Origin of the sequence: Curtobacterium sp. NPDC089991 (assembly GCF_044748425.1) — a bacterium.
Classification (GTDB): domain Bacteria; phylum Actinomycetota; class Actinomycetes; order Actinomycetales; family Microbacteriaceae; genus Curtobacterium.
The window spans coordinates 816302-834821 of record NZ_JBIVGB010000001.1; the positions used below are offsets into that span (position 1 = coordinate 816302).

Annotated in this window: 18 protein-coding genes; 3 read left to right on the forward strand and 15 right to left on the reverse strand. The window is 71.4% G+C overall.

Annotated features, from left to right (window positions below; all coding sequences use genetic code 11):
• Positions 1-12 precede the first annotated feature (12 nt).
• From gmk to ACIPV1_RS03955, 11 genes are all read right to left on the reverse strand, one after another.
• A complete protein-coding gene (gene gmk / locus ACIPV1_RS03905; protein ID WP_402725784.1) occupies positions 13-951 on the reverse strand; it encodes a guanylate kinase in 939 nt (312 codons plus the stop codon).
• Positions 948-1832, reverse strand: a complete 885-nt coding sequence (gene pyrF, locus ACIPV1_RS03910) for an orotidine-5'-phosphate decarboxylase (RefSeq protein ID WP_333925911.1) — start codon at positions 1830-1832, stop codon at positions 948-950. The genes gmk and pyrF overlap by 4 nt, the downstream gene beginning before the upstream one ends.
• The gene (gene carB, locus ACIPV1_RS03915) at positions 1829-5122 is read right to left on the reverse strand and encodes a carbamoyl-phosphate synthase large subunit (protein ID WP_402725785.1); all 3294 of its coding nucleotides are present in this window, start codon (positions 5120-5122) and stop codon (positions 1829-1831) included. Before carB ends, pyrF begins: the two co-directional genes overlap by 4 nt.
• On the reverse strand, positions 5122-6321 hold the full coding sequence (carA, locus tag ACIPV1_RS03920; RefSeq protein ID WP_402725786.1) for a glutamine-hydrolyzing carbamoyl-phosphate synthase small subunit: 1200 nt from the start codon (positions 6319-6321) through the stop codon (positions 5122-5124). Before carA ends, carB begins: the two co-directional genes overlap by 1 nt.
• A complete protein-coding gene (locus ACIPV1_RS03925) occupies positions 6318-6881 on the reverse strand; it encodes a hypothetical protein (RefSeq protein ID WP_123294318.1) in 564 nt (187 codons plus the stop codon). Before ACIPV1_RS03925 ends, carA begins: the two co-directional genes overlap by 4 nt.
• Positions 6878-8236: a dihydroorotase gene (locus ACIPV1_RS03930; protein WP_123294317.1), complete on the reverse strand. Its 1359-nt coding sequence runs from the start codon at positions 8234-8236 to the stop codon at positions 6878-6880. Before ACIPV1_RS03930 ends, ACIPV1_RS03925 begins: the two co-directional genes overlap by 4 nt.
• Complete coding sequence (locus ACIPV1_RS03935; protein ID WP_123294316.1) at positions 8233-9192, reverse strand: aspartate carbamoyltransferase catalytic subunit; 960 nt, start codon at positions 9190-9192, stop codon at positions 8233-8235. The genes ACIPV1_RS03930 and ACIPV1_RS03935 overlap by 4 nt, the downstream gene beginning before the upstream one ends.
• Positions 9192-9791: a bifunctional pyr operon transcriptional regulator/uracil phosphoribosyltransferase PyrR gene (gene pyrR / locus ACIPV1_RS03940; RefSeq protein WP_402725787.1), complete on the reverse strand. Its 600-nt coding sequence runs from the start codon at positions 9789-9791 to the stop codon at positions 9192-9194. Before pyrR ends, ACIPV1_RS03935 begins: the two co-directional genes overlap by 1 nt.
• Before the next feature lie 24 nt (positions 9792-9815).
• Positions 9816-10268, reverse strand: a complete 453-nt coding sequence (gene nusB, locus ACIPV1_RS03945; RefSeq protein ID WP_123294314.1) for a transcription antitermination factor NusB — start codon at positions 10266-10268, stop codon at positions 9816-9818.
• A gap of 11 nt (positions 10269-10279) precedes the next feature.
• Positions 10280-10843 carry an elongation factor P gene (gene efp / locus ACIPV1_RS03950; RefSeq protein ID WP_111083909.1) on the reverse strand — a complete coding sequence of 188 codons (564 nt, stop codon included), beginning with the start codon at positions 10841-10843 and terminating at the stop codon, positions 10280-10282.
• A 90-nt stretch (positions 10844-10933) separates the two neighbouring features.
• Positions 10934-12625, reverse strand: a complete 1692-nt coding sequence (locus tag ACIPV1_RS03955) for an AarF/ABC1/UbiB kinase family protein (protein WP_131920073.1) — start codon at positions 12623-12625, stop codon at positions 10934-10936.
• Positions 12626-12760: 135 nt separating this feature from the next.
• Between ACIPV1_RS03955 and ACIPV1_RS03960 the strand changes: the two genes are divergently transcribed.
• Both ACIPV1_RS03960 and ACIPV1_RS03965 read left to right on the forward strand, forming a co-directional pair.
• Entirely contained in the window at positions 12761-13051 is a 291-nt protein-coding gene (locus ACIPV1_RS03960) for a hypothetical protein (protein ID WP_402725788.1), read from the forward strand.
• Positions 13048-13245 carry a hypothetical protein gene (locus ACIPV1_RS03965; protein ID WP_248703258.1) on the forward strand — a complete coding sequence of 66 codons (198 nt, stop codon included), beginning with the start codon at positions 13048-13050 and terminating at the stop codon, positions 13243-13245. The genes ACIPV1_RS03960 and ACIPV1_RS03965 overlap by 4 nt, the downstream gene beginning before the upstream one ends.
• 7 nt (positions 13246-13252) lie before the next feature.
• On the opposite strand, the gene ACIPV1_RS03970 is transcribed toward ACIPV1_RS03965, so the two are convergent.
• A complete protein-coding gene (locus ACIPV1_RS03970; RefSeq protein WP_402725789.1) occupies positions 13253-13867 on the reverse strand; it encodes a deaminase in 615 nt (204 codons plus the stop codon).
• Between the two features lie 408 nt (positions 13868-14275).
• On the opposite strand from ACIPV1_RS03970, the gene ACIPV1_RS03975 reads away from it, so the two are divergent.
• Positions 14276-15589 carry an LLM class flavin-dependent oxidoreductase gene (locus ACIPV1_RS03975; protein ID WP_207906699.1) on the forward strand — a complete coding sequence of 438 codons (1314 nt, stop codon included), beginning with the start codon at positions 14276-14278 and terminating at the stop codon, positions 15587-15589.
• On the opposite strand, the gene aroB is transcribed toward ACIPV1_RS03975, so the two are convergent.
• Genes aroB through aroC form a run of 3 tightly spaced genes read right to left on the reverse strand, consistent with a single transcriptional unit; the run spans position 15586 to position 18496 of the window.
• Positions 15586-16683: a 3-dehydroquinate synthase gene (gene aroB, locus ACIPV1_RS03980; RefSeq protein WP_185094181.1), complete on the reverse strand. Its 1098-nt coding sequence runs from the start codon at positions 16681-16683 to the stop codon at positions 15586-15588. The two genes, ACIPV1_RS03975 and aroB, sit on opposite strands and share 4 nt — an antisense overlap.
• Complete coding sequence (locus tag ACIPV1_RS03985) at positions 16680-17216, reverse strand: shikimate kinase (RefSeq protein ID WP_123938106.1); 537 nt, start codon at positions 17214-17216, stop codon at positions 16680-16682. The genes aroB and ACIPV1_RS03985 overlap by 4 nt, the downstream gene beginning before the upstream one ends.
• A 59-nt stretch (positions 17217-17275) precedes the next feature.
• A complete protein-coding gene (gene aroC, locus ACIPV1_RS03990; RefSeq protein ID WP_123294309.1) occupies positions 17276-18496 on the reverse strand; it encodes a chorismate synthase in 1221 nt (406 codons plus the stop codon).
• Positions 18497-18520 lie beyond the last annotated feature (24 nt).

Genomic DNA, 18520 nt, shown 5'->3' on the forward strand with positions numbered 1-18520 from the left:
TCGGTGCACCCGTCAGGGCGCAGAGAACAAGTCTACGACCTGTCGTGCCGCGGTGCCGACATCGGAGTTCACGATGCGGACGTCGAACTCGTCCTGGGCGGCCAGTTCGACCTTCGCGGTGTCGAGTCGACGCGCCTGTTCCTCGGGCGACTCGGTGCCGCGGCCGATGAGTCGACGCACCAGTTCTTCCCACGTCGGGGGCAGCAGGAACACGAGCACGGCCTCGGGCATCGCGTCACGGACCTGGCGAGCACCCTGCAGGTCGATCTCGAGCATGACCCGCTCGCCGGCGTCGAGCGCTCGGTCGATCGGCGGACGCGGGGTGCCGTACCGGTACGAGTTGTGCACCGTGGCCCACTCGAGCAGTTCGCGCTCGCGGATCATCCGGTCGAACTCGGCGTCGTCGACGAAGTAGTAGTGCACGCCGTCGACCTCGCCCGGGCGGGGCTTCCGGGTCGTGGCGGAGACGCTGAGGTTCACGTCCGGGTACTGCTCGCGGATGTACGCGCTCACCGTGCCCTTGCCGACGGCGGTCGGCCCGGCGAGGACGACGAGCTTCGAGGCACCGCGCTTGCGACCGCGGGCGGCGAGCCAGTCGGCCAGCGCCGTGCGCTGCCGGGTGCCGAGGCCCCCGAGGCGCTTCGACGGCGCGATGCGCAGGGTGCCCATGATCGACTCGGCACGCGCCGGACCGATGCCGGACAGGCTGACGAGCAGGTCGCGCACCCGGAGCGAGCGCTCCGCCGAGGTCGTGTCGACGAGGGCGTCGTCCCATGCAGACCGTGCGACCTCGAGCGCCGAGCGCTCCCCCGACGCGACCTGGGACTTCACCGCGGCCCGGGCGCGTCGCGCGGCGACCGCTGCCTGGGCCGCCGCGACGCGGTCGACCTCTGGTGGCGTGCGGTGGGCCGGCAGGTCGGTGCCGTCGGTGCGGTCGCCGTCGGTGGTCATGCTGCGGCCCCGAGGGCGGCACGGATCCGGTCGGCGCGGTCGGACACGAGTGCCGCGACGCCGTCCGGACCGTCGGTCAGCAGCCCGCGCGACTCGCTGACGAGCACCTGCTCGGCGCGCGCACCGTACAGCGCACGGAGGTCCTCGATCCGGGCGCCCTGGGCACCGAAGCCCGGGGCGAGCACCGGCGCGGTGCCGATCGCGTCCGCGTCGATGCCGAAGTCGTCGAGGTGAAGGGTCGCGCCGAGCACGAGCCCGACGTCGCCGAGGGCCTGGTCGCCCGCGGCCCGGTTGTCGTCTGCCACGTCCAAGACGATACCGGCAGCCACGGACCGCCCGGCACGCGGGCCCTCCGCCAGGACCGCGGTCTGCAGCACCCGCGCCTCCGGGTTGCTCGTCGCGGCGAGCACGAAGACCCCGGCACCGTTCCGCCGAGCGACGTCGACCGTCCCGCTGAGCGAGCCGTAGCCGAGGTACGGCGACACCGTCATCGCGTCGGCCGCGAACGGCCCGTCACGGTCGAGCCACGCGAGTGCGTAGTCGTCACCGGTCGACCCGATGTCGCCCCGCTTCACGTCGGCGACGACCAGGAGGCCCGCATCGCGTGCACGACGGATCGTCGCGTCGAGCGCGCGGTAGCCCGCCACCCCCGCCGCCTCGAAGAACGCGATCTGCGGCTTCACGATCGCCGCGCGGCCGGCGGCCGCGTCGACCAGGGCCGCGCCGAAGGCGGCCAGTCCCTGCTCGTCGCGACCGAGCCCCCACGCCGCCAGGGTGGTGGCGTGGGGGTCGATGCCGACGCAGAGCGGTGAACGCTCGCGCATCGCGGACGCGAGCCGATCGCCGAAGGAGGCCGGGCCTCCCGATCGTCCGTCGCTCACCAGGTGGCGCGCTCCCGCGCGTAGTCCTGCAGGCTCCGGACGTTGAGCGGCGTGCCGATCGTCTCGATCGCCGCGACCGCCGCACCGATCTGCGCGATCGTCGTGAACAGCGGCTTGTCCGCTGCGACCGTGGCCGCTCGGATCTCGTACCCGTCCGCACGACCGGCGGCACCCGACGGCGTGTTGATGACGATGTCGACCTCGTTGCGCGTCAGCAGGTCGACGACGCTCTCGCCGCCCTGGCTGTACTTGCCGACGATGCCGACCTCGATGCCGTTGCGGCGGAGGATCTCCGCCGTGCCCTCGGTCGCGATGATCGTGAAGCCCAGCTGCTGCAGGCGGTGCACCGGCAGCACGATGGCGCGCTTGTCGGTGTCCGCGACGCTCACGAAGACCGTGCCGCTGGTCGGCAGGCCGCCGTACGCGGCGTCCTGCGACTTGAGGAACGCCCGCGGGAAGTCGCGGTCGATGCCCATGACCTCGCCGGTGGAGCGCATCTCGGGGCTGAGCACCGAGTCGACGACCTGGCCCTCGCGGGTGCGGAAGCGGCGGAAGGGCAGGACGGCCTCCTTGACGGCGACCGGGGCCTCCATCGGGACGAACGCCCCGTCGCGGGCCGGCAGCATGCCCTCGGCGACGAGCTCGTCGACGCTCGTGCCGGTCATGATGCGCGACGCGGCCTTGGCGAGTGCGATGCCGAGCGCCTTCGAGACGAACGGGACCGTGCGGCTGGCGCGCGGGTTCGCCTCGAGGACGTAGAGCACGCCGGCGCCGATGGCGAACTGGACGTTGAGCAGACCCTGCACGCCGATGCCGCGGGCGATCTTCTCGGTCGCGTCGACGACGCCCTGGATCTCGGCGCGGCCGAGGCCGACCGGGGGCAGGGTGCAGGCGGAGTCGCCGGAGTGGATGCCGGCCTCTTCCAGGTGCTCCATGATGCCGCCGATGTAGAGCCGCTCACCGTCGAAGAGCGCGTCGACGTCGATCTCCACCGCGTCGTCCAGGAACCGGTCGACGAGCAGCGGGAGCTCCGGACCGATGATCGCCTGGTCGGCCATCCGGTCGAAGTAGTCGGCGAGCGACGGGGAGTCGTACAGGATCTCCATGCCGCGGCCGCCGAGCACGAAGGACGGGCGGACGAGCACCGGGTAGCCGATCTCCTCGGCGACGGCGGTCGCGCTCGCCAGGTCGTGGGCGGTGCCGTTGCGCGGCGCGAGCAGCCCCGCGGCGTCGAGGATGGCGGAGAACTGGCCGCGCTCCTCGGCGGAGTCGATCGCCGTCGGGCTGGTGCCGAGGATCGGGATCCCCGCAGCCTCGAGCGGCTTCGCCAGGCCCAGGGCGGTCTGCCCGCCGAGCTGCACGACGACGCCGACGAGCTCGCCCGACGCCGCCTCGGCCTCGATGACCTCGAGGACGTCCTCGGCCGTGAGCGGCTCGAAGTACAGACGGTCCGAGGTGTCGTAGTCGGTGGAGACCGTCTCGGGGTTGCAGTTGATCATGATCGTCTCGAACCCGGCGTCGCTCAGCGCGAAGGACGCGTGCACGCAGGAGTAGTCGAACTCGACGCCCTGGCCGATGCGGTTCGGGCCGGAGCCCAGGATGACGACCTTCTTGCGGTCGCTCGCGACCACCTCGGTCTCGGCGTCGTACGACGAGTAGTGGTACGGCGTCAGGGCCGGGAACTCGCCGGCGCAGGTGTCGACGGTCTTGAAGACGGGGCGGATGCCGAGGGCGTGCCGGTCGTCGCGGACCTGCTGCTCGCTGACCGGGTGCTCCGGGGTGCTGCGCAGCGCCGCGATCTGGGTGTCGCTGAAGCCGTGCTCCTTGGCCCAGCGGATGGTGTCCGCGTCGAGCTCGTCGGCGGCCGCGACCTCGGCGGCGACCTCGTTGATGAGCACGATCTGGTCGATGAACCACGGGTCGATCTTCGTGGCTTCGAAGACCTCGGCGGCGGTGGCGCCGGCGACCAGGGCCTGCTGCACCGTGACGATCCGGCCGTCGGTGGGGATGGACGACTTCGCGAGCAGGGCGTCCTTGTCGAGCTCCGACGCCGGGGTGTCCCAGTGGAAGCTCGAGCCGCGCTTCTCGAGCGAGCGCAGCGACTTCTGCAGCGCCGTCGCGTAGTTGCGGCCGATGGCCATCGCCTCGCCGACGCTCTTCATCGTCGTGGTGAGCGTGGCGTCCGCCGCGGGGAACTTCTCGAACGCGAAGCGCGGGGTCTTCACGACCACGTAGTCGAGCGTCGGCTCGAAGCTGGCCGGGGTCACCTTCGTGATGTCGTTCTGGATCTCGTCCAGGCGGTACCCGATGGCGAGCTTCGCGGCGATCTTCGCGATCGGGAAGCCCGTGGCCTTCGAGGCCAGCGCCGACGAGCGGGAGACGCGCGGGTTCATCTCGATGACGATCAGGCGGCCGTTCGACGGGTCGACGGCGAACTGGATGTTGCAACCACCGGTGTCGACACCGACGCGACGGATGATGTCGATGCCGATGTTGCGCATGTTCTGGTACTCGCGGTCGGTGAGCGTGAGCGCCGGGGCGACGGTGATCGAGTCGCCGGTGTGCACGCCGACCGGGTCGACGTTCTCGATGGAGCAGATGACGACGGTGTTGTCGTAGTTGTCGCGCATCAGCTCGAGCTCGTACTCCTTCCAGCCGAGGATCGATTCCTCGAGCAGGACCTCGGTCGTCGGGCTGGACTGCAGCCCGTCGCCGACGAAGCGGACGAGCTCGGCTTCGTCGTACGCGAAGCCCGAACCGAGACCACCCATGGTGAAGGACGGGCGGACGACGAGCGGGTAGCCGAGGTCCTTCGCGAACTCCTTCGCCTCGTCCAGCGTGTGGGCGATGTGGCTCCGGGCCACGTCGGCGCCGGACTCGAGCACGAGTTCCTTGAAGAGCTGGCGGTCCTCACCGCGCTGGATGGCGTCCACCTTGGCACCGATGAGCTCGACGCCGTGCTTCTCGAGGATGCCGGCCTCGTCGAGCGCGATCGCCGCGTTCAGGGCGGTCTGGCCGCCCAACGTCGGCAGGACGGCGTCCGGCTTCTCGATGCGGATGATCTCCTCGAGGCACGCGTTCGTGATCGGCTCGATGTAGGTCGCGTCGGCGAAGTCGGGGTCGGTCATGATCGTCGCCGGGTTCGGGTTGACGAGGATGACCCGGACGCCCTCGGCACGGAGGACACGGCACGCCTGGGTGCCGGAGTAGTCGAACTCGGCGGCCTGACCGATGACGATCGGGCCGGAACCGATGACGAGGACGGAGTTGATGTCTGCGCGCTTGGGCATCAGTTCGCTTCCTTGGTGATGTCTGCTGCGGGAGTGGTCGCGTCGACGGTGGCCGCGTCGAGCGGCTCCCCGTCACGTCGCGCGCGCACCAGGTCCGCGAACCGGTCGAAGAGGTACATGCTGTCGTGCGGACCAGCGGCGGCCTCGGGGTGGTACTGCACGCTGAACGCGGGCACGTCGAGCGCCCGCAGGCCCTCGACCACGTCGTCGTTCAGCGAGTAGTGCGAGACCTCGACACGACCGAACCCGGCCGGCGACTCGAGGACCTGCCCCAGGGGAGCGTCGACCGCGAAGCCGTGGTTCTGGCTCGTGATCTCGACCTTGCCCGTGGTGGTGTCGAGCACCGGCTGGTTGATGCCGCGGTGCCCGAAGGGCAGCTTGTAGGTGCCGAAGCCGAGCGCGCGGCCGAGCAGCTGGTTGCCGAAGCAGATGCCGAAGAACGGGCGACCGGTCCGCAGGCTGCCCTGCAGCAGTTCGACCTGGGCGTCCGACGCCGCGGGGTCCCCGGGGCCGTTCGAGTAGAACAGGGCGTCCGGTGCGAGCTCCTCGAGCGCCGCAGCGGAGATGTCCTGCGGCACGACGTGCACCTCGAAGCCGCGCTGGGCGAGGTAGCGGGTGGTCGACGCCTTCACACCCAGGTCGAGCACGGCCAGTCGGCCGATCTGCTCGCCCTCGGCCGGCACGACGTAGGTCTCCGGGGTGGACACGATCGCCGAGAAGCTCGCGCCGGCCATCGTGGCCTGCGACCGGACGGCGTCCAGCTGCTCCGACTCCGAAAGCGTCGCGTCGGCGCCGCTGAACACGCCGCCCTTCATGGCGCCGGCGTCGCGGATCCGGCGCGTGAGGGCGCGGGTGTCGATGCCGGAGATCCCGACGATGCCGTCGCGCACCAGGTGGTCGTCGAGCGACGCGTTCGCGCGGTGGTTCGAGACCACGCGGCTGGGGTCGCGCACCACGTACCCGGCGACCCAGATGCGACGGGACTCGGGGTCCTCGTCGTTGACGCCGGTGTTGCCGATGTGCGGCGCGGTCTGCACCACGATCTGGCCGGCGTAGGACGGATCGGTCAGCGTCTCCTGGTAGCCGGTCATGCCGGTCGCGAAGACCACCTCGCCGAGCGTGCGCCCGCGGGCGCCGTAGGCCCAGCCGTCGTACCGGGTGCCGTCTTCGAGGACCAGGACGGCCCGTTCGCGTGTCATGCTTTCTTCCCTTCGCCCGCGGTTCGCGGGGCATCGGCCGCAGTCGCCTGCGGCCCGGTCTCGGTCAGTCCCTGCAGGGCGAGCAGCGCGGCTGCGTCGCCCTCCGGGAACCGGAAGTACGTGTCGAGGTCCGTCGCACCTGCGGCGCCGGTCGCCGTCCATCGCAGACGGACCAGTCCCCCGGGCTCGACCACCCGGTCGATCGCCCACGTCGAGCGGTCGGCCCCGCGGACCGCAGCACGTGCGATCCAGCGGTCGTCCGCGCCGGCGAGTCGCAGGACCACACCGGTCGCGTGGACGCGCACGCCGCCGCGACCCCGGAACCCGAGTCCGCCGGCGGTGATGCGTTCCAGCGGCTGGTCGGCACGGGTCGTCGCGACGGAGAAACCGTCCCAGGACCCGACTTCCGGTCCGATCGTGGTGGGGACGGGGACGGGAGGCACGGATTCCGCCTGCTTCCTGGTCCGCGTCCGCCAGGTGCGCGCCATGGCGACGAACAGCGCGGCCACCGCGAGCAGGATCACCCCGCCGAGCAACCAGCGCGCGGCGTCGCCGCTCATGCGCGCGCCCCCGTCCGGAGCGCCGCGGCGTGCGCGGCGACGGTATCGGCGTCGACGAGGCGGCCGTCGAGCACCGTCGGCGCGCCCAGGTGGAACGTGGCGACGACCCGGCCGGGCAGCGTCATGCCGAGGTACGGCGAGTTCTGCGACTGTCCGGCGAGGTCGGCGACCGCGAACTCGCGGCTGGCCGTCGGGTCGTAGAGCGTGATCTCGGCGGGCGCGCCCTCGGTGATGCGCTGACCGTGGCCCTCGACCTGACCGATGCGTGCCGGCGCCTCGGACAGGACCCGGGCGACGTCGGCCCAGTCGAGCTGCCCCGACGCGACGACGGCGGACTGCACGACGCTCAGCGCTGACTCGAGGCCGACCATGCCGTTCGCCGCCGCGGGCCACTCGCAGCACTTCGCCTCGGCGGTGTGGGGTGCGTGGTCGGTCGCGACGATGTCGATGGTGCCGTCGGCCAGGGCTGCGCGCAGGGCGTCGACGTCCTCGCGGGCCCGGAGCGGCGGGTTCACCTTGTAGCGGGCGTCGTACCCGGGGGCGCCGTCGTGCCCGGCGATGAGGTCCTCGGTGAGCACGAGGTGGTGCGGGGTGACCTCGGCGGTGACGTCGATGCCGCGGGACTTGGCCCAGCGGATGACCTCGACGCTGCCGGCGGTCGACACGTGGCAGACGTGCAGTCGTGCGCCGACGTGGTCGGCGAGCAGGACGTCACGGGCGATGATCGCCTCTTCCGCCACGGCCGGCCAGCCCGCGAGGCCGAGCTCCGACGACAGCCGGCCCTCGTTCATCTGCGCGCCGATGGTGAGTCGGGGTTCCTGCGCGTGCTGCGCGAGCACCCCGCCGAAGCCCTTGATGTACTCGAGTGCGCGACGCATGAGGAGCGGGTCGGACACGCACGAGCCGTCGTCCGAGAAGACCCGGACCTTCGCCCTGCTCGTCGCCATGGCACCGATCTCGGACAGGTGCGTGCCCTGCAGCCCCTGCGACACCGCGCCGATCGGGCGGACCGTGACGTAGCCGGCGTCGTCGCCGAGTGCCTGCACCTGCTCGACGACCCCGGCGGTGTCGGCGACCGGGCTCGAGTTCGCCATCGCGTTGACGGCGGTGAAGCCTCCGGCCGCCGCGGCGCGCGAGCCGGTGAGGACCGTCTCGGATTCCTCGTGGCCGGGCTCGCGCAGGTGGGTGTGCAGGTCGACGAGACCCGGCAGGGCGATGAGCCCGTCGGCGTCGACGACCGTGGCACCGCTCGCGTCCACACCGGACCCGATCGCCGTGATGCGGCCGTCCTGCAGTCGGATGTCGGCGCGCGAGCCGTCGACCAGCTGCGCGCCGCGGATCAGGTGAGCGGTCATGCTGCGGACTCCTTCGGTTCGGTGCCGGTCAGGGCCAGGTAGAGGACCGCCATGCGGACCGAGACGCCGTTCTCGACCTGCTCGACCACGGTGGAACGGGGGTCGTCGGCAGCGACGCCGGCGATCTCCAGCCCGCGGTTCATCGGACCGGGGTGCATGATCAGTGTGCGCTCGGACAGCCGCGCGAACCGCGCAGCCGTCAGGCCCCAGTGCCGCGTGTACTCGCGCGGGTTCGGGAAGAACGCGTCGTCCATCCGCTCCTGCTGGATCCGGAGCGTCATGACGACGTCCGGGTCCTCGGCCAGGGCGGCGTCGAGGTCGTGGTGCACCGCGGCCCCGAACGGGGTCGTGGTGGCGGGCAGGAGCGTCGGCGGTGCGGCGAAGGTCACGCTCGCGCCGAGGGTCCGGAGCAGCCACGCGTTCGACCGGGCGACGCGGCTGTGCAGCACGTCGCCGACGATCAGGACCCGGACCCCGTCGAGGCCCTGTCCACGTGAGCCGGCACCGTGCAGGCGACGGCGCATGGTGAAGGCGTCGAGCAGCGCCTGCGTCGGGTGCTCGTGCGTGCCGTCGCCGGCGTTCACCACGGGGACGTCGATCCAGTCGGCGTCGGCGAGCACGCGCGGCGCACCGGACGAGCCGTGCCGCATCACGATGCCGTCGATGCCCATCGCGCCGAGGGTCTGCACGGTGTCCTTGAGGGACTCGCCCTTGGAGACGCTCGAGCCCTTGGCCGCGAAGTTGATGACGTCGGCCGACAGGCGCTTCGCCGCAGCCTCGAACGAGATGCGCGTGCGGGTCGAGTCCTCGAAGAACAGGTTCACGACGGTCTTGCCGCGCAGGGCCGGGAGCTTCCGGACCTCGCGCGTGTTGACCTCGGCCATCTCCTCGGCGACGTCGAGGATGTGCACGGCCTGGTCGCGCGACAGGTCGGCGGTGGAGAGCAGGTGCCGCATCACGCCACCCCCTGCTCGATGAACACGGTGTCGTCGCCGTCGGTCTCGGACAGGTGCAGGGTGACCCGCTCGTCCGAGGCGGTCGGCAGGTTCTTGCCCACGTGGTCCGCGCGGATCGGCAGCTCGCGGTGGCCGCGGTCGACGAGCACGGCGAGCCGGACGGCGCGCGGCCGGCCGATCCCCTGCAGGGCGTCGAGCGCTGCCCGGACCGTGCGACCGGAGTACAGGACGTCGTCGACGAGCACGACGACCTTGCCGTCGATGCCGCCGGCGGGGATCACCGTGCGGTGCGGGGCACGACCGATGCCGTGCCCGAGGTCGTCCCGGTGCATGGTCACGTCGAGTGTGCCGACCCGTTCGGATCCGATGCCCGCCCGCGCGGACTGCCACTCGGGCTCGATGTCCGCCAGGATGCGGCCCAGCCGTTCGGCGAGCACGGCGCCCCGGGTCGGGATGCCCAGGAGGACGAGGTCCGAGCCGCCGTGGTTGGCCTCGAGGATCTCGTGTGCGATGCGCGTCAGAGCGCGCGTGATGTCGGGTTGCTGCAGGACCGTTCTGGTACCCACGTCGACCCCCTTCCCCGCCTCACTGGACGGCATTAAAGGATGCTGACGTGCACAAGCCTAGCGGGACTCCTGGTCCCCTGCGACCGTCCGACCGGACGGTGCACGACCGCCGGCGACGGCTCCGAGGACACCGTTCACGAAGCCCGCGGAGTCCTCGGTCGAGAGCGACTGGGCGAGCTCGACGGCCTCGGCGATCGCGACGGCGTCCGGCACCTCCGGGTTGAACCGCAGCTCCCAGACGGCCATCCGCAGGATGCAGCGGTCGAGGACCGGCATCCGGGCGATCGACCACCCCTGGGCGTGGTCGATGATGACGGAGTCGATCTCGTGACGGGCGTCGTCGACGCCCGTCACGATCTGCCGTGCGTAGTCCCAGCTCGAGGCACGCTCGGGCTGGTCCAGGTGACGGACGGTCTCGGTCGCCAGGACGTCCGTGATCGGGAGCTCACGCACCTCGGCCACGTACAGCATGTCGAGGGCGCGCTTGCGGGCCTTCGAACGAGCACTCATACGGACGTCGCCTAGGAGTTGACGCGGCCGAGGAAGCTGCCGTCGCGCGTGTCGATCTTCACCGTGGTGCCGCTCTCGAGGTAGAGCGGGACCTGGATGCGGTGGCCGGTCGCGATGATGGTCGCGTCCTTGGTGCCACCGGAGGAGCGGTCGCCCTGCAGGCCCGGCTCGGTCTCGACCTCGGTCACGATCGACGTCGGGAGCTCGACGTAGAGCGGGTTGCCCTCGTTCATCGCGATGGTGACCATCGCGGACTCGAGCAGGTAGTTCTTCGCGTCGCCGACGACCGTCGCCGAGACCGGGATCTGGTCGTAGGTGTCGGTGTCCATGAACACGTACGAGTCGCCGTCCTCGTAGAGGAACTGGTAGTCGCGGCGGTCGACCACGGCGGTGTCGATCTTCGCACCGGCGTTGAAGGTGCGGTCGACGACCTTGCCGGAGACGACGTTCTTCAGCTTGGTGCGGACGAACGCGCCACCCTTGCCGGGCTTGACGTGCTGGAACTCCACGACCGACCACAGCTGGCCGTCGATGATGAGAACGGCGCCGTTCTTGATGTCAGTGGTACTGGCCATGAGTCTTCGGTGTCCCGTTCGGTCGTGTTGTGAAAGGTCTTCGGGCCGCGCTGGCCCCGGACGAGTGTAGCGGACGCCCGACCGTCGCCATCAGCGCCGTCGCCGGGCGCGCCAGGAGTCGATCGCGGCCCAGCCGAGCAACACCACGGCCGCTCCCCCGAGCAGTGCCCCGGCCACCGCGGTCGAGATCGCCGCGTCCGGTCGGGCGGGCAGTGCCAGGTAGACGATCGCCAGGATGCCGGCACCGGCGCCGAGCAGCACGAGCAGGATGCGCCGGATCATGCCGGACACGAGTTCGCGGTCGCGGCGGTCCGCGAAGAGCCGGATGTTGACGGTGAACTTGCCCGTCTCGATCGCCTCGCCGATCCGGTCGACCCGGCGCGGCAGTCGTCGGGCCGCGGAGACGACGCCGATCAGCTCCTTCGCCGCCAGGTCGCGCAGCTTGCCGGGGCGCAGCTGGTCGGTGATCTGCTCACGGGCGAGCCCGCGCGACTCCTCGAGCAGGTCGAACGAGGGCGCGAGCGTCCGGAGCGTGCCCTCGAAGATCGCCAGCGCCCGCGCGGCGGCGACGAAGTCCGGCGGCGCCTTGAGCCGGTACCGCCCGAAGACCTCGACGGCGTCGTCGACGGTCTCGACGCCGATGCGCGCGCCCGGTCCGAGCTCGTCCGCGACGAAGCGCGCGATGTCCCGACGGAAGTCGGGCTCGTCGTGCGCGTCGCGCACCGGTGCCATCCGCAGGACCGCATCGGCGATCCGCGAGGTGTCGTCCTGCAGGTAGGCGACCAGCAGGTCCTGGACCGTGTCCCGGAGGGTCGGGTCGAGCCTCCCGACCGATCCGAAGTCGATCAACGCGGGCCGCCCGTCGGGCAGCACCAGGACGTTCCCGGGGTGCAGGTCGGCGTGGTACAAGCCGTCGAAGACGACTTGTCGCAGGAACGCCCGCAGGATCGCGCGCATCGGGCCGTCGAGGTCGCGGTCCGCGCGCTCGGCGCGGATCGCGCTGAGCGTGTCGCCCTCCAGGAACTCCATCACGAGCACGCGGCGCCCGGACAGGTCCGGGTACGGGTCCGGGAACCGGACCTCGTCCGGACGGGCACTGCGGGCCTGTGCGGCACGCAGGGCGGTGAGGTTCCGCAGCTCGGAGACGAAGTCGACCTGGCGGACCAGGTCGTCGGCGTACTGCGCGGCCACGTCCTGCACGCCGACCTGCCGGGCCTCGGTCGACCATCGCGCCATGAAGCGGACGACACGGAGCGCGATGTCGACGTCACGGCGGACGGCGGCGTCGATGCCGGGGCGCTGCACCTTGACCGCGACCGCGGTGCCGTCGGGTAGGCGGGCGCGGTGGACCTGGGCGATCGAGGCCGCGGCGACGGGCACCGGGTCGAAGGACGCGAAGACCTGGTCGACCGGTGCGCCGAGTTCCTGTTCGAGCAGGGCGAGCACCTGGTCGGCGGGGGCGGCGGTGACGTTGCGCTGCAGGTGGGCGAGGCCCTCGGTCCACTCCTCCGGCAGCAGGTCGTCACGGGTGGAGAGCAGCTGGCCCATCTTCACGAACCCGCCGCCCGCTTCCTCGAGCGCACGACGCAGGTGCTCGGCCTGGCTGCGGCGCAGGTCGGAGGTGGCCGGGTCGTGCGAGAAGTCGAGGCGACGGAACGGGACGAGGCGGTGGCGTCGCGCGATCGACAGCAGTTCGGTGAACCGGCGGCCGCGGGACCGGAGGGTGCCGGTGTCGGCCTCCTGCGAGCCGGACAGGTCGCTCAGTCGGGGTGGGTTGGGCACGTCGTCAGTCTGCTCCCCGCTGCTGGGTCCGCCGGGTGCGCCCGTTGTCCTGCACAGGCCGGGAGGCGCGGTCCGGCATCCACAGGTCGGCTCACGTGTCGCGTCGGGTCGCGTCCACTGCCGCAGGCTTGCCCCATGGAGACAGCACTGGTCGCGGCGTGCATCGCCGCCGGCGCGGCGATCGTGGCGGCGGTCGTCAGCTGGTTCGGGGCGTTCCAGAGCCGTCGCTCCGCGGACCGCGACCAGGCGTGGAAGCGGCTGACGTGGGCGATGCGCCCCAAGGACACGTCGGCGGAACACGACATTTCGAGGACTGTGCTCGAGCGCATGATGACCGTACGGTGGGCGTCGAAAGCCGACAAGAACCTCGCGCTGCGGGCACTCCGTCGACATCCACCGTTGCCCCCTGACGAGAAGGAACCATGATGCACCTGTTCGCACCGCTCCCCGACCGGCCGTCGTTCAAGGTCGACGGAACGGACGACGACGACGCCGAACTCGCGGCGTGGTTGGAAGGCGCGACGGTCGCTGAGATGGCTGAGGCCGAACGGACCGGCGTGACCACCGTGTCGATGCACGTCAAGTGGTGGTGGCGACGGACGCGGCGGGTGTTGCGCTGACGCCGGGTCAGGCACCGCTGCCGTTGTAGCGCGCGGTGGCACCGGACTCGACCAGGTCGCGGTAGCGCTCGAGCGCCGTCTCGGCACCGGTGCCGTGCTCCTGGTGCACGTCGATCCCCCGAGCAACGAGCTGCTCGCGCCAGTCCCCCGGCACCGGACCCTCGTCGAAGCCCGTGATCCGCTCGACCGTGGCTCCGTCGGCGGCGAACTCCAGCGCGGAGACCCCCGACCACAGCAGGGCCCCGAGGCACATCACGCACGGTTGGGCGTTCACGACGAGCACACGCCGGTGGCCGACGTCACGGCCGAGGTTCCAGGCCCCCGTCCGAGCCTGTGCGAGTCCGAGGGTGACGACCTCGGCGTGCATCGACGACAGGTTGGTGTGCAGCACCAGGTTCACCCCGAGGGCGACGACCGCGCCGGTGTCCTCGTCGACGACGGCCGCCGCGAACGGACCGCCGGTGCCCTCCTCGACGTTCCGTTCGGCGAGGGCGTTCACGAGCGCGAGCCGCTCCGCACGGGTGCCGAGGTGTTCCGGAGCAGCGGCCTGCGCGTCGCGGAGCCAATCGGGGACGCCGACACGGAGCTCGGTCGGGAACGGGGCGAGGGCTGCTGCAGACATGCGGCGACGCTAATGGCGCATCGTTTCGACGGTGTTTCCCGATCGAAACGATGCCGAAACACCGCGCCCGTAGCGTCGTCCACCACCGGCTCGAGCCGGTGGGAGAACGCGACACGAGCACGGGCGACAGGGGGCGACGATGACGGCACACCACGCGACCGCCGCGTCCCGCTGCTGGCCCCGCGGCGCCATCGCGCACGGACACTGACGTCCGACAGACCGTCCGTTCGTCCGTCTGACCGCCGCGCGCCGATCCCCCGGGCGGTCCACGTGCTCTGGAGCGCGCCGTCTCGCCGAGACGCGCCGATCCGCGCACCCTGCTCCGTGCCTCCTGGCCGTCCGCCGGACGCACCCACCCACCTGCTGCACCGTCCCACCTGCTGCACCGTCCCCTCCGAGAGGACCCCCGTGACCACGATCCACCTCGCAATGTTCCTGTTTCCCGGCTACCACCTCGGCGCCTGGCGACTGCCGGACGCCGTCCCCGAGCTCGACCTCGGCATCGACCACTACGTCCGCGCCGCCGAACTCGCCGAGGCGGCGAAGCTCGATGCCCTGTTCTTCGAGGACCAAGCGGCAGTCCGGCGCAGCAACGACATCCTGGCCGGCGACACCTACGGTGCCGCGAACCCCCGCTCGATCCACTTCGACCCGACGATGCTCCTGCCCGCCCTGGCGATGCGGACCACGCACTTGGGTCTCGCGGCGACGTCGACCACGACCTTCAACGACCCCTACAACCTCGCGCGGCGGTTCTCGACCCTCGACCACATCAGCAAGGGCCGCGCGGGGTGGAACCTCGTGACGTCCTTCAACGAGGACGAAGCCCAGAACTTCGGACTCGACGCCCACGTGCAGCACGCCGCCCGGTACGAGCGGGCGAGCGAGTTCGTCGACGTCGTCACCGGGCTCTGGGACTCGTGGGACCCGGACGCGATCGTGCGCGACAAGGAGTCCGGCACTTACTTCGACATCGAGAAGATGCGGTTCCTGCAGCACGACGGCGAGCACTTCCGCGTGCGAGGACCGCTGACGACGGGTCGGAGTCCGCAGGGCCGGCCCGTCGTGTTCCAGGCGGGTGCCTCGGAGCCGGGCCGCGCACTCGCGGCGCGCACCGCCGACGTGGTCTTCACCCTGCAGTCCGACCCGGACGAGAGTCGTGCGTTCCGCGACGACATCCGAGCGCGCGCCGAACGGTTCGGCCGCGACCCCGACCACGTCAAGGTGCTCGTCGGGATGACCCCGATCGTCGGCGACACCGACCAGGACGCACGCGACCTCGCCGACCGGATGATGGCGTTGATCCCGGACGACCTGGCACTGAGCAACCTGAAGCCCCTCGCCGGTGGCGTCGACTTCCGGCAGTTCGACCTCGACGCGCCCGTGCCGGAGCTGCCCGAGTCGAACGCCGGCAAGTCGCACCGGGCAGCGATCATGGCGGTGTCACGGCAACAGGGGCTGTCCGTCATCGAGACCGCCCGGTACTTCGCCGAGGGCAGCTACCGGAAGATGATCGGGTCACCGTCGACGATCGCCGACACCATGCAGGCGTGGTCGGAGGCCGGGGCGTGCGACGGGTTCCTGGCGGTGCCGACGCACTTCCCGGCCGGGGTCGAGGACTTCACCCAGAAGGTCGTGCCGGAGCTGCAGCGCCGCGGACTGCACCGGACCGAGTACACCGGACCGCACCTGCGCGACCACCTGGGCGTGCAGAAGTACTAGACGCCGACCTCTTGGTAGGCGGTGAACAGCAGGTGGTCCTCGGGGCCCTCGAGGATGACCGGCTTGCCGACACCGTCGAGGATGATGAACCGGAGCATGCCGGCCCGGGCCTTCTTGTCGCGACGCATCGCGGCGAGGAGGCCCTGCCACCGGCCGATGCCGTACGAGGTCGGCAGGTCCAAGGAGTCCAGGATCGCCCGGTGCCGGTCCACGGTCGCGTCGTCGAGGTGGCCCGTCAGGCGGGCGAGCTCGGCGGCGAACACCATGCCGACCGACACCGCAGCACCGTGCCGCCACTGGTACCGCTCCGCGTGCTCGATGGCGTGCCCGAGCGTGTGACCGTAGTTCAGGATCTCGCGTCGTCCCTGCTCGGTGAAGTCGTCGGACACGACCTCGGCCTTCAGGGCGATGGCGAGTTCGACCACGCGGCGGAACTCCGGCGACGTCGGGTCGGTGACGCGGGCGACGTCGGCCTCGATGATGTCCAGGATCTCCGGCACGGCGATGAACCCGGCCTTCACGATCTCGGCGAAGCCGGTGAGGATCTCGTTGCGCGGCAGGGTGCGGACGAGGTCGAGGTCGGCGACCACCGCGCGCGGGGCGGAGAAGGAACCGACGAGGTTCTTGCCCTCGTTCGTGTTGATGCCGGTCTTCCCGCCCACGCTGGCGTCCACCATGCCGAGCACGCTCGTCGGCACCGACACGTACGGCACCCCGCGCAGCCACGTCGCCGCGACGAAGCCCGCCAGGTCGGTGACGGCACCGCCACCGAGGCCGATGACCGCGTCGGTGCGGGTGAAGTCGGACTGGCCCATGATCTGCCAGCAGAACGACGCGACCTCGATGCGCTTGGCGGCCTCGGCGTCCGGCACCTCGGCGATGAGGGCCTCGAGGCCGGCGTCGACGAGCAGGTCGCGCAGGTCGTTCGCCCGCGCACCGAGGGTCGGGGCGTGCACGATGAGGACCTTGGCGACGCGAGGGCCGAGGATCGCGGGCAGCGAGCCGAGCAGGCCCGAACCGACCGCCACCACGTAGCCGTCGTCACCGCCGACGCGGATCTCGGTGGTGCCTGCGGGCAGGATCGGGTCGGTCACGGTGCTCCTTCGGTGGTGGTGCTGGTGTCGTCGCGTCGGCCGGCGCTGGTGTCGCCGCTGGCGCCGCTGTCGCTCCGCAGCCAGGTGACGACCTCGTCGACCACCCGGGACATCGGACGGCGCGAGGTGTCGACGACGACGTGCGCGAGCTCGGCGTAGGTCGCCGCTCGCTCGTCCATGATCGTCTGCCAGGCGTCGATGCCGCCGTTCGCGAGCAGGGGCCGGTCCGAGCCGGCGATCCGCTCCGCGACGGCCTCGGGCGAGACGGTGAGCAGGACGATGCGGGCGCCGGACAGTGCCTCGCGGGTGGCGGCGTGCGTCACCGCTCCGCCGCCGACGGCGATCACGCCCCCGGTGCCGAGGGCGGTCCGGACGGCGTCGGCTTCGAGGGCACGGAAGGCCGGCTCACCACGGTCGGCGAAGATGCCGGGGATGGGGCCGTGCTCGCGGACGATGACCCGGTCGGTGTCGGTGAACGGCACGCCCAGCGCCTTCGCGACGCGCTTGCCGACGCTGGACTTGCCGGCGCCCATCGGGCCGATCACGACGACGGGCGCAGCCAGACCTCGCGCGGCGCCGCCGCCGTTCGTGCTCACGACGCGTCGGCCGGTGCCGCTGGCTCCGTCCGACGGGTGCGGAGCGTCTCCGGGATCGACGCGAGGTAGGCGTCGAGGTTGCGCTTGGTCTCGACGACGTTGTCGCCGCCGAACTTCTCGAGCACGGCGTCGGCGAGCACGAGCGCCACCATCGCCTCGGCCACGACCCCGGCGGCCGGGACCGCGCAGACGTCGGACCGCTGGTGGTGCGCCGAGGCGTCCTCGCCCGAGACGACGTCGACGGTGTGCAGCGCGTGCGGCACGGTCGCGATCGGCTTCATGCCGGCACGGACGCGCAGGACGGTGCCCGTGGACATGCCGCCCTCGGTGCCACCGGCACGGTCGCTCGTGCGGTAGATCTCGCCGTCCTCGCGGTAGAGCTCGTCGTGGGCCGCGGAGCCGCGACGGCCAGCGGTCGCGAAGCCGTCGCCGACCTCGACACCCTTGATCGCCTGGATGCCCATGATCGCCGCGGCCAGACGGGCGTCGAGTCGACGATCCCACTGCACGTGCGAGCCGAGCCCCGGCGGGACGCCGTAGAACAGCACCTCGACGACGCCACCAAGGGTGTCGCCGTCCTTCTTCGCGGCCTCGACCTCGGTCACCATGCGCGCCGAGGTGTCGGCGTCGAAGCAGCGCAATTGATCGTCGTCGAGACGGTCGACGTCGTCGGGCAGCGGCAGGTCGGTGCCGTCCGGCACGCGGACCGTGCCGACCTGCAGGGTGTGCGCGACCGACCGCATGCCGAGTTCGGCGAGGAAGGACTTCGCGACGGCGCCGAGCGCGACGCGTGCCGCGGTCTCACGGGCGCTCGCACGCTCGAGGATCGGGCGGGCCTCGTCGAAGCCGTACTTCTGCATGCCGACCAGGTCGGCGTGGCCCGGACGCGGGCGGGTCAACGGGGCGCTGCGGCCACGCGACATCTCGGTGGACTCGACTGGCTCGGGGTTCATGACCTCGACCCACTTCGGCCACTCGGTGTTGCCGATCCGGATCGCGATCGGGCTGCCGAGCGAGAACCCGTGCCGGACACCGCCGGACACGTGCAGCTCGTCCTGTTCGAACTTCATGCGCGAGCCGCGACCGTAGCCGAGCTTGCGGCGCGCGAGATCGGTACGGATGGACTCGAACGACACCGGGACACCCGCGGGCAGGCCCTCGAGCATCGCGATCAGTTCGGGTCCGTGGGACTCACCAGCAGTCAACCAACGAAGCATGCTGCAATCCTCCCACAGCGCACC

Bases quoted from the DNA above. Each gene is read 5' to 3' on its own strand.
- gmk (WP_402725784.1), bottom strand. From the start codon at position 951: ATGACCACCGACGGCGACCGCACCGACGGCACCGACCTGCCGGCCCAC.
- carB (WP_402725785.1), bottom strand. From the start codon at position 5,122: ATGCCCAAGCGCGCAGACATCAACTCCGTCCTCGTCATCGGTTCCGGC.
- carA (WP_402725786.1), bottom strand. From the start codon at position 6,321: ATGACACGCGAACGGGCCGTCCTGGTCCTCGAAGACGGCACCCGGTAC.
- ACIPV1_RS03925 (WP_123294318.1), bottom strand. From the start codon at position 6,881: ATGAGCGGCGACGCCGCGCGCTGGTTGCTCGGCGGGGTGATCCTGCTC.
- ACIPV1_RS03930 (WP_123294317.1), bottom strand. From the start codon at position 8,236: ATGACCGCTCACCTGATCCGCGGCGCGCAGCTGGTCGACGGCTCGCGC.
- ACIPV1_RS03935 (WP_123294316.1), bottom strand. From the start codon at position 9,192: ATGCGGCACCTGCTCTCCACCGCCGACCTGTCGCGCGACCAGGCCGTG.
- pyrR (WP_402725787.1), bottom strand. From the start codon at position 9,791: ATGCCGTCCAGTGAGGCGGGGAAGGGGGTCGACGTGGGTACCAGAACG.
- nusB (WP_123294314.1), bottom strand. From the start codon at position 10,268: ATGAGTGCTCGTTCGAAGGCCCGCAAGCGCGCCCTCGACATGCTGTAC.
- efp (WP_111083909.1), bottom strand. From the start codon at position 10,843: ATGGCCAGTACCACTGACATCAAGAACGGCGCCGTTCTCATCATCGAC.
- ACIPV1_RS03960 (WP_402725788.1), top strand. From the start codon at position 12,761: ATGGAGACAGCACTGGTCGCGGCGTGCATCGCCGCCGGCGCGGCGATC.
- ACIPV1_RS03965 (WP_248703258.1), top strand. From the start codon at position 13,048: ATGATGCACCTGTTCGCACCGCTCCCCGACCGGCCGTCGTTCAAGGTC.
- ACIPV1_RS03970 (WP_402725789.1), bottom strand. From the start codon at position 13,867: ATGTCTGCAGCAGCCCTCGCCCCGTTCCCGACCGAGCTCCGTGTCGGC.
- ACIPV1_RS03985 (WP_123938106.1), bottom strand. From the start codon at position 17,216: ATGGGCGCCGGCAAGTCCAGCGTCGGCAAGCGCGTCGCGAAGGCGCTG.
- aroC (WP_123294309.1), bottom strand. From the start codon at position 18,496: ATGCTTCGTTGGTTGACTGCTGGTGAGTCCCACGGACCCGAACTGATC.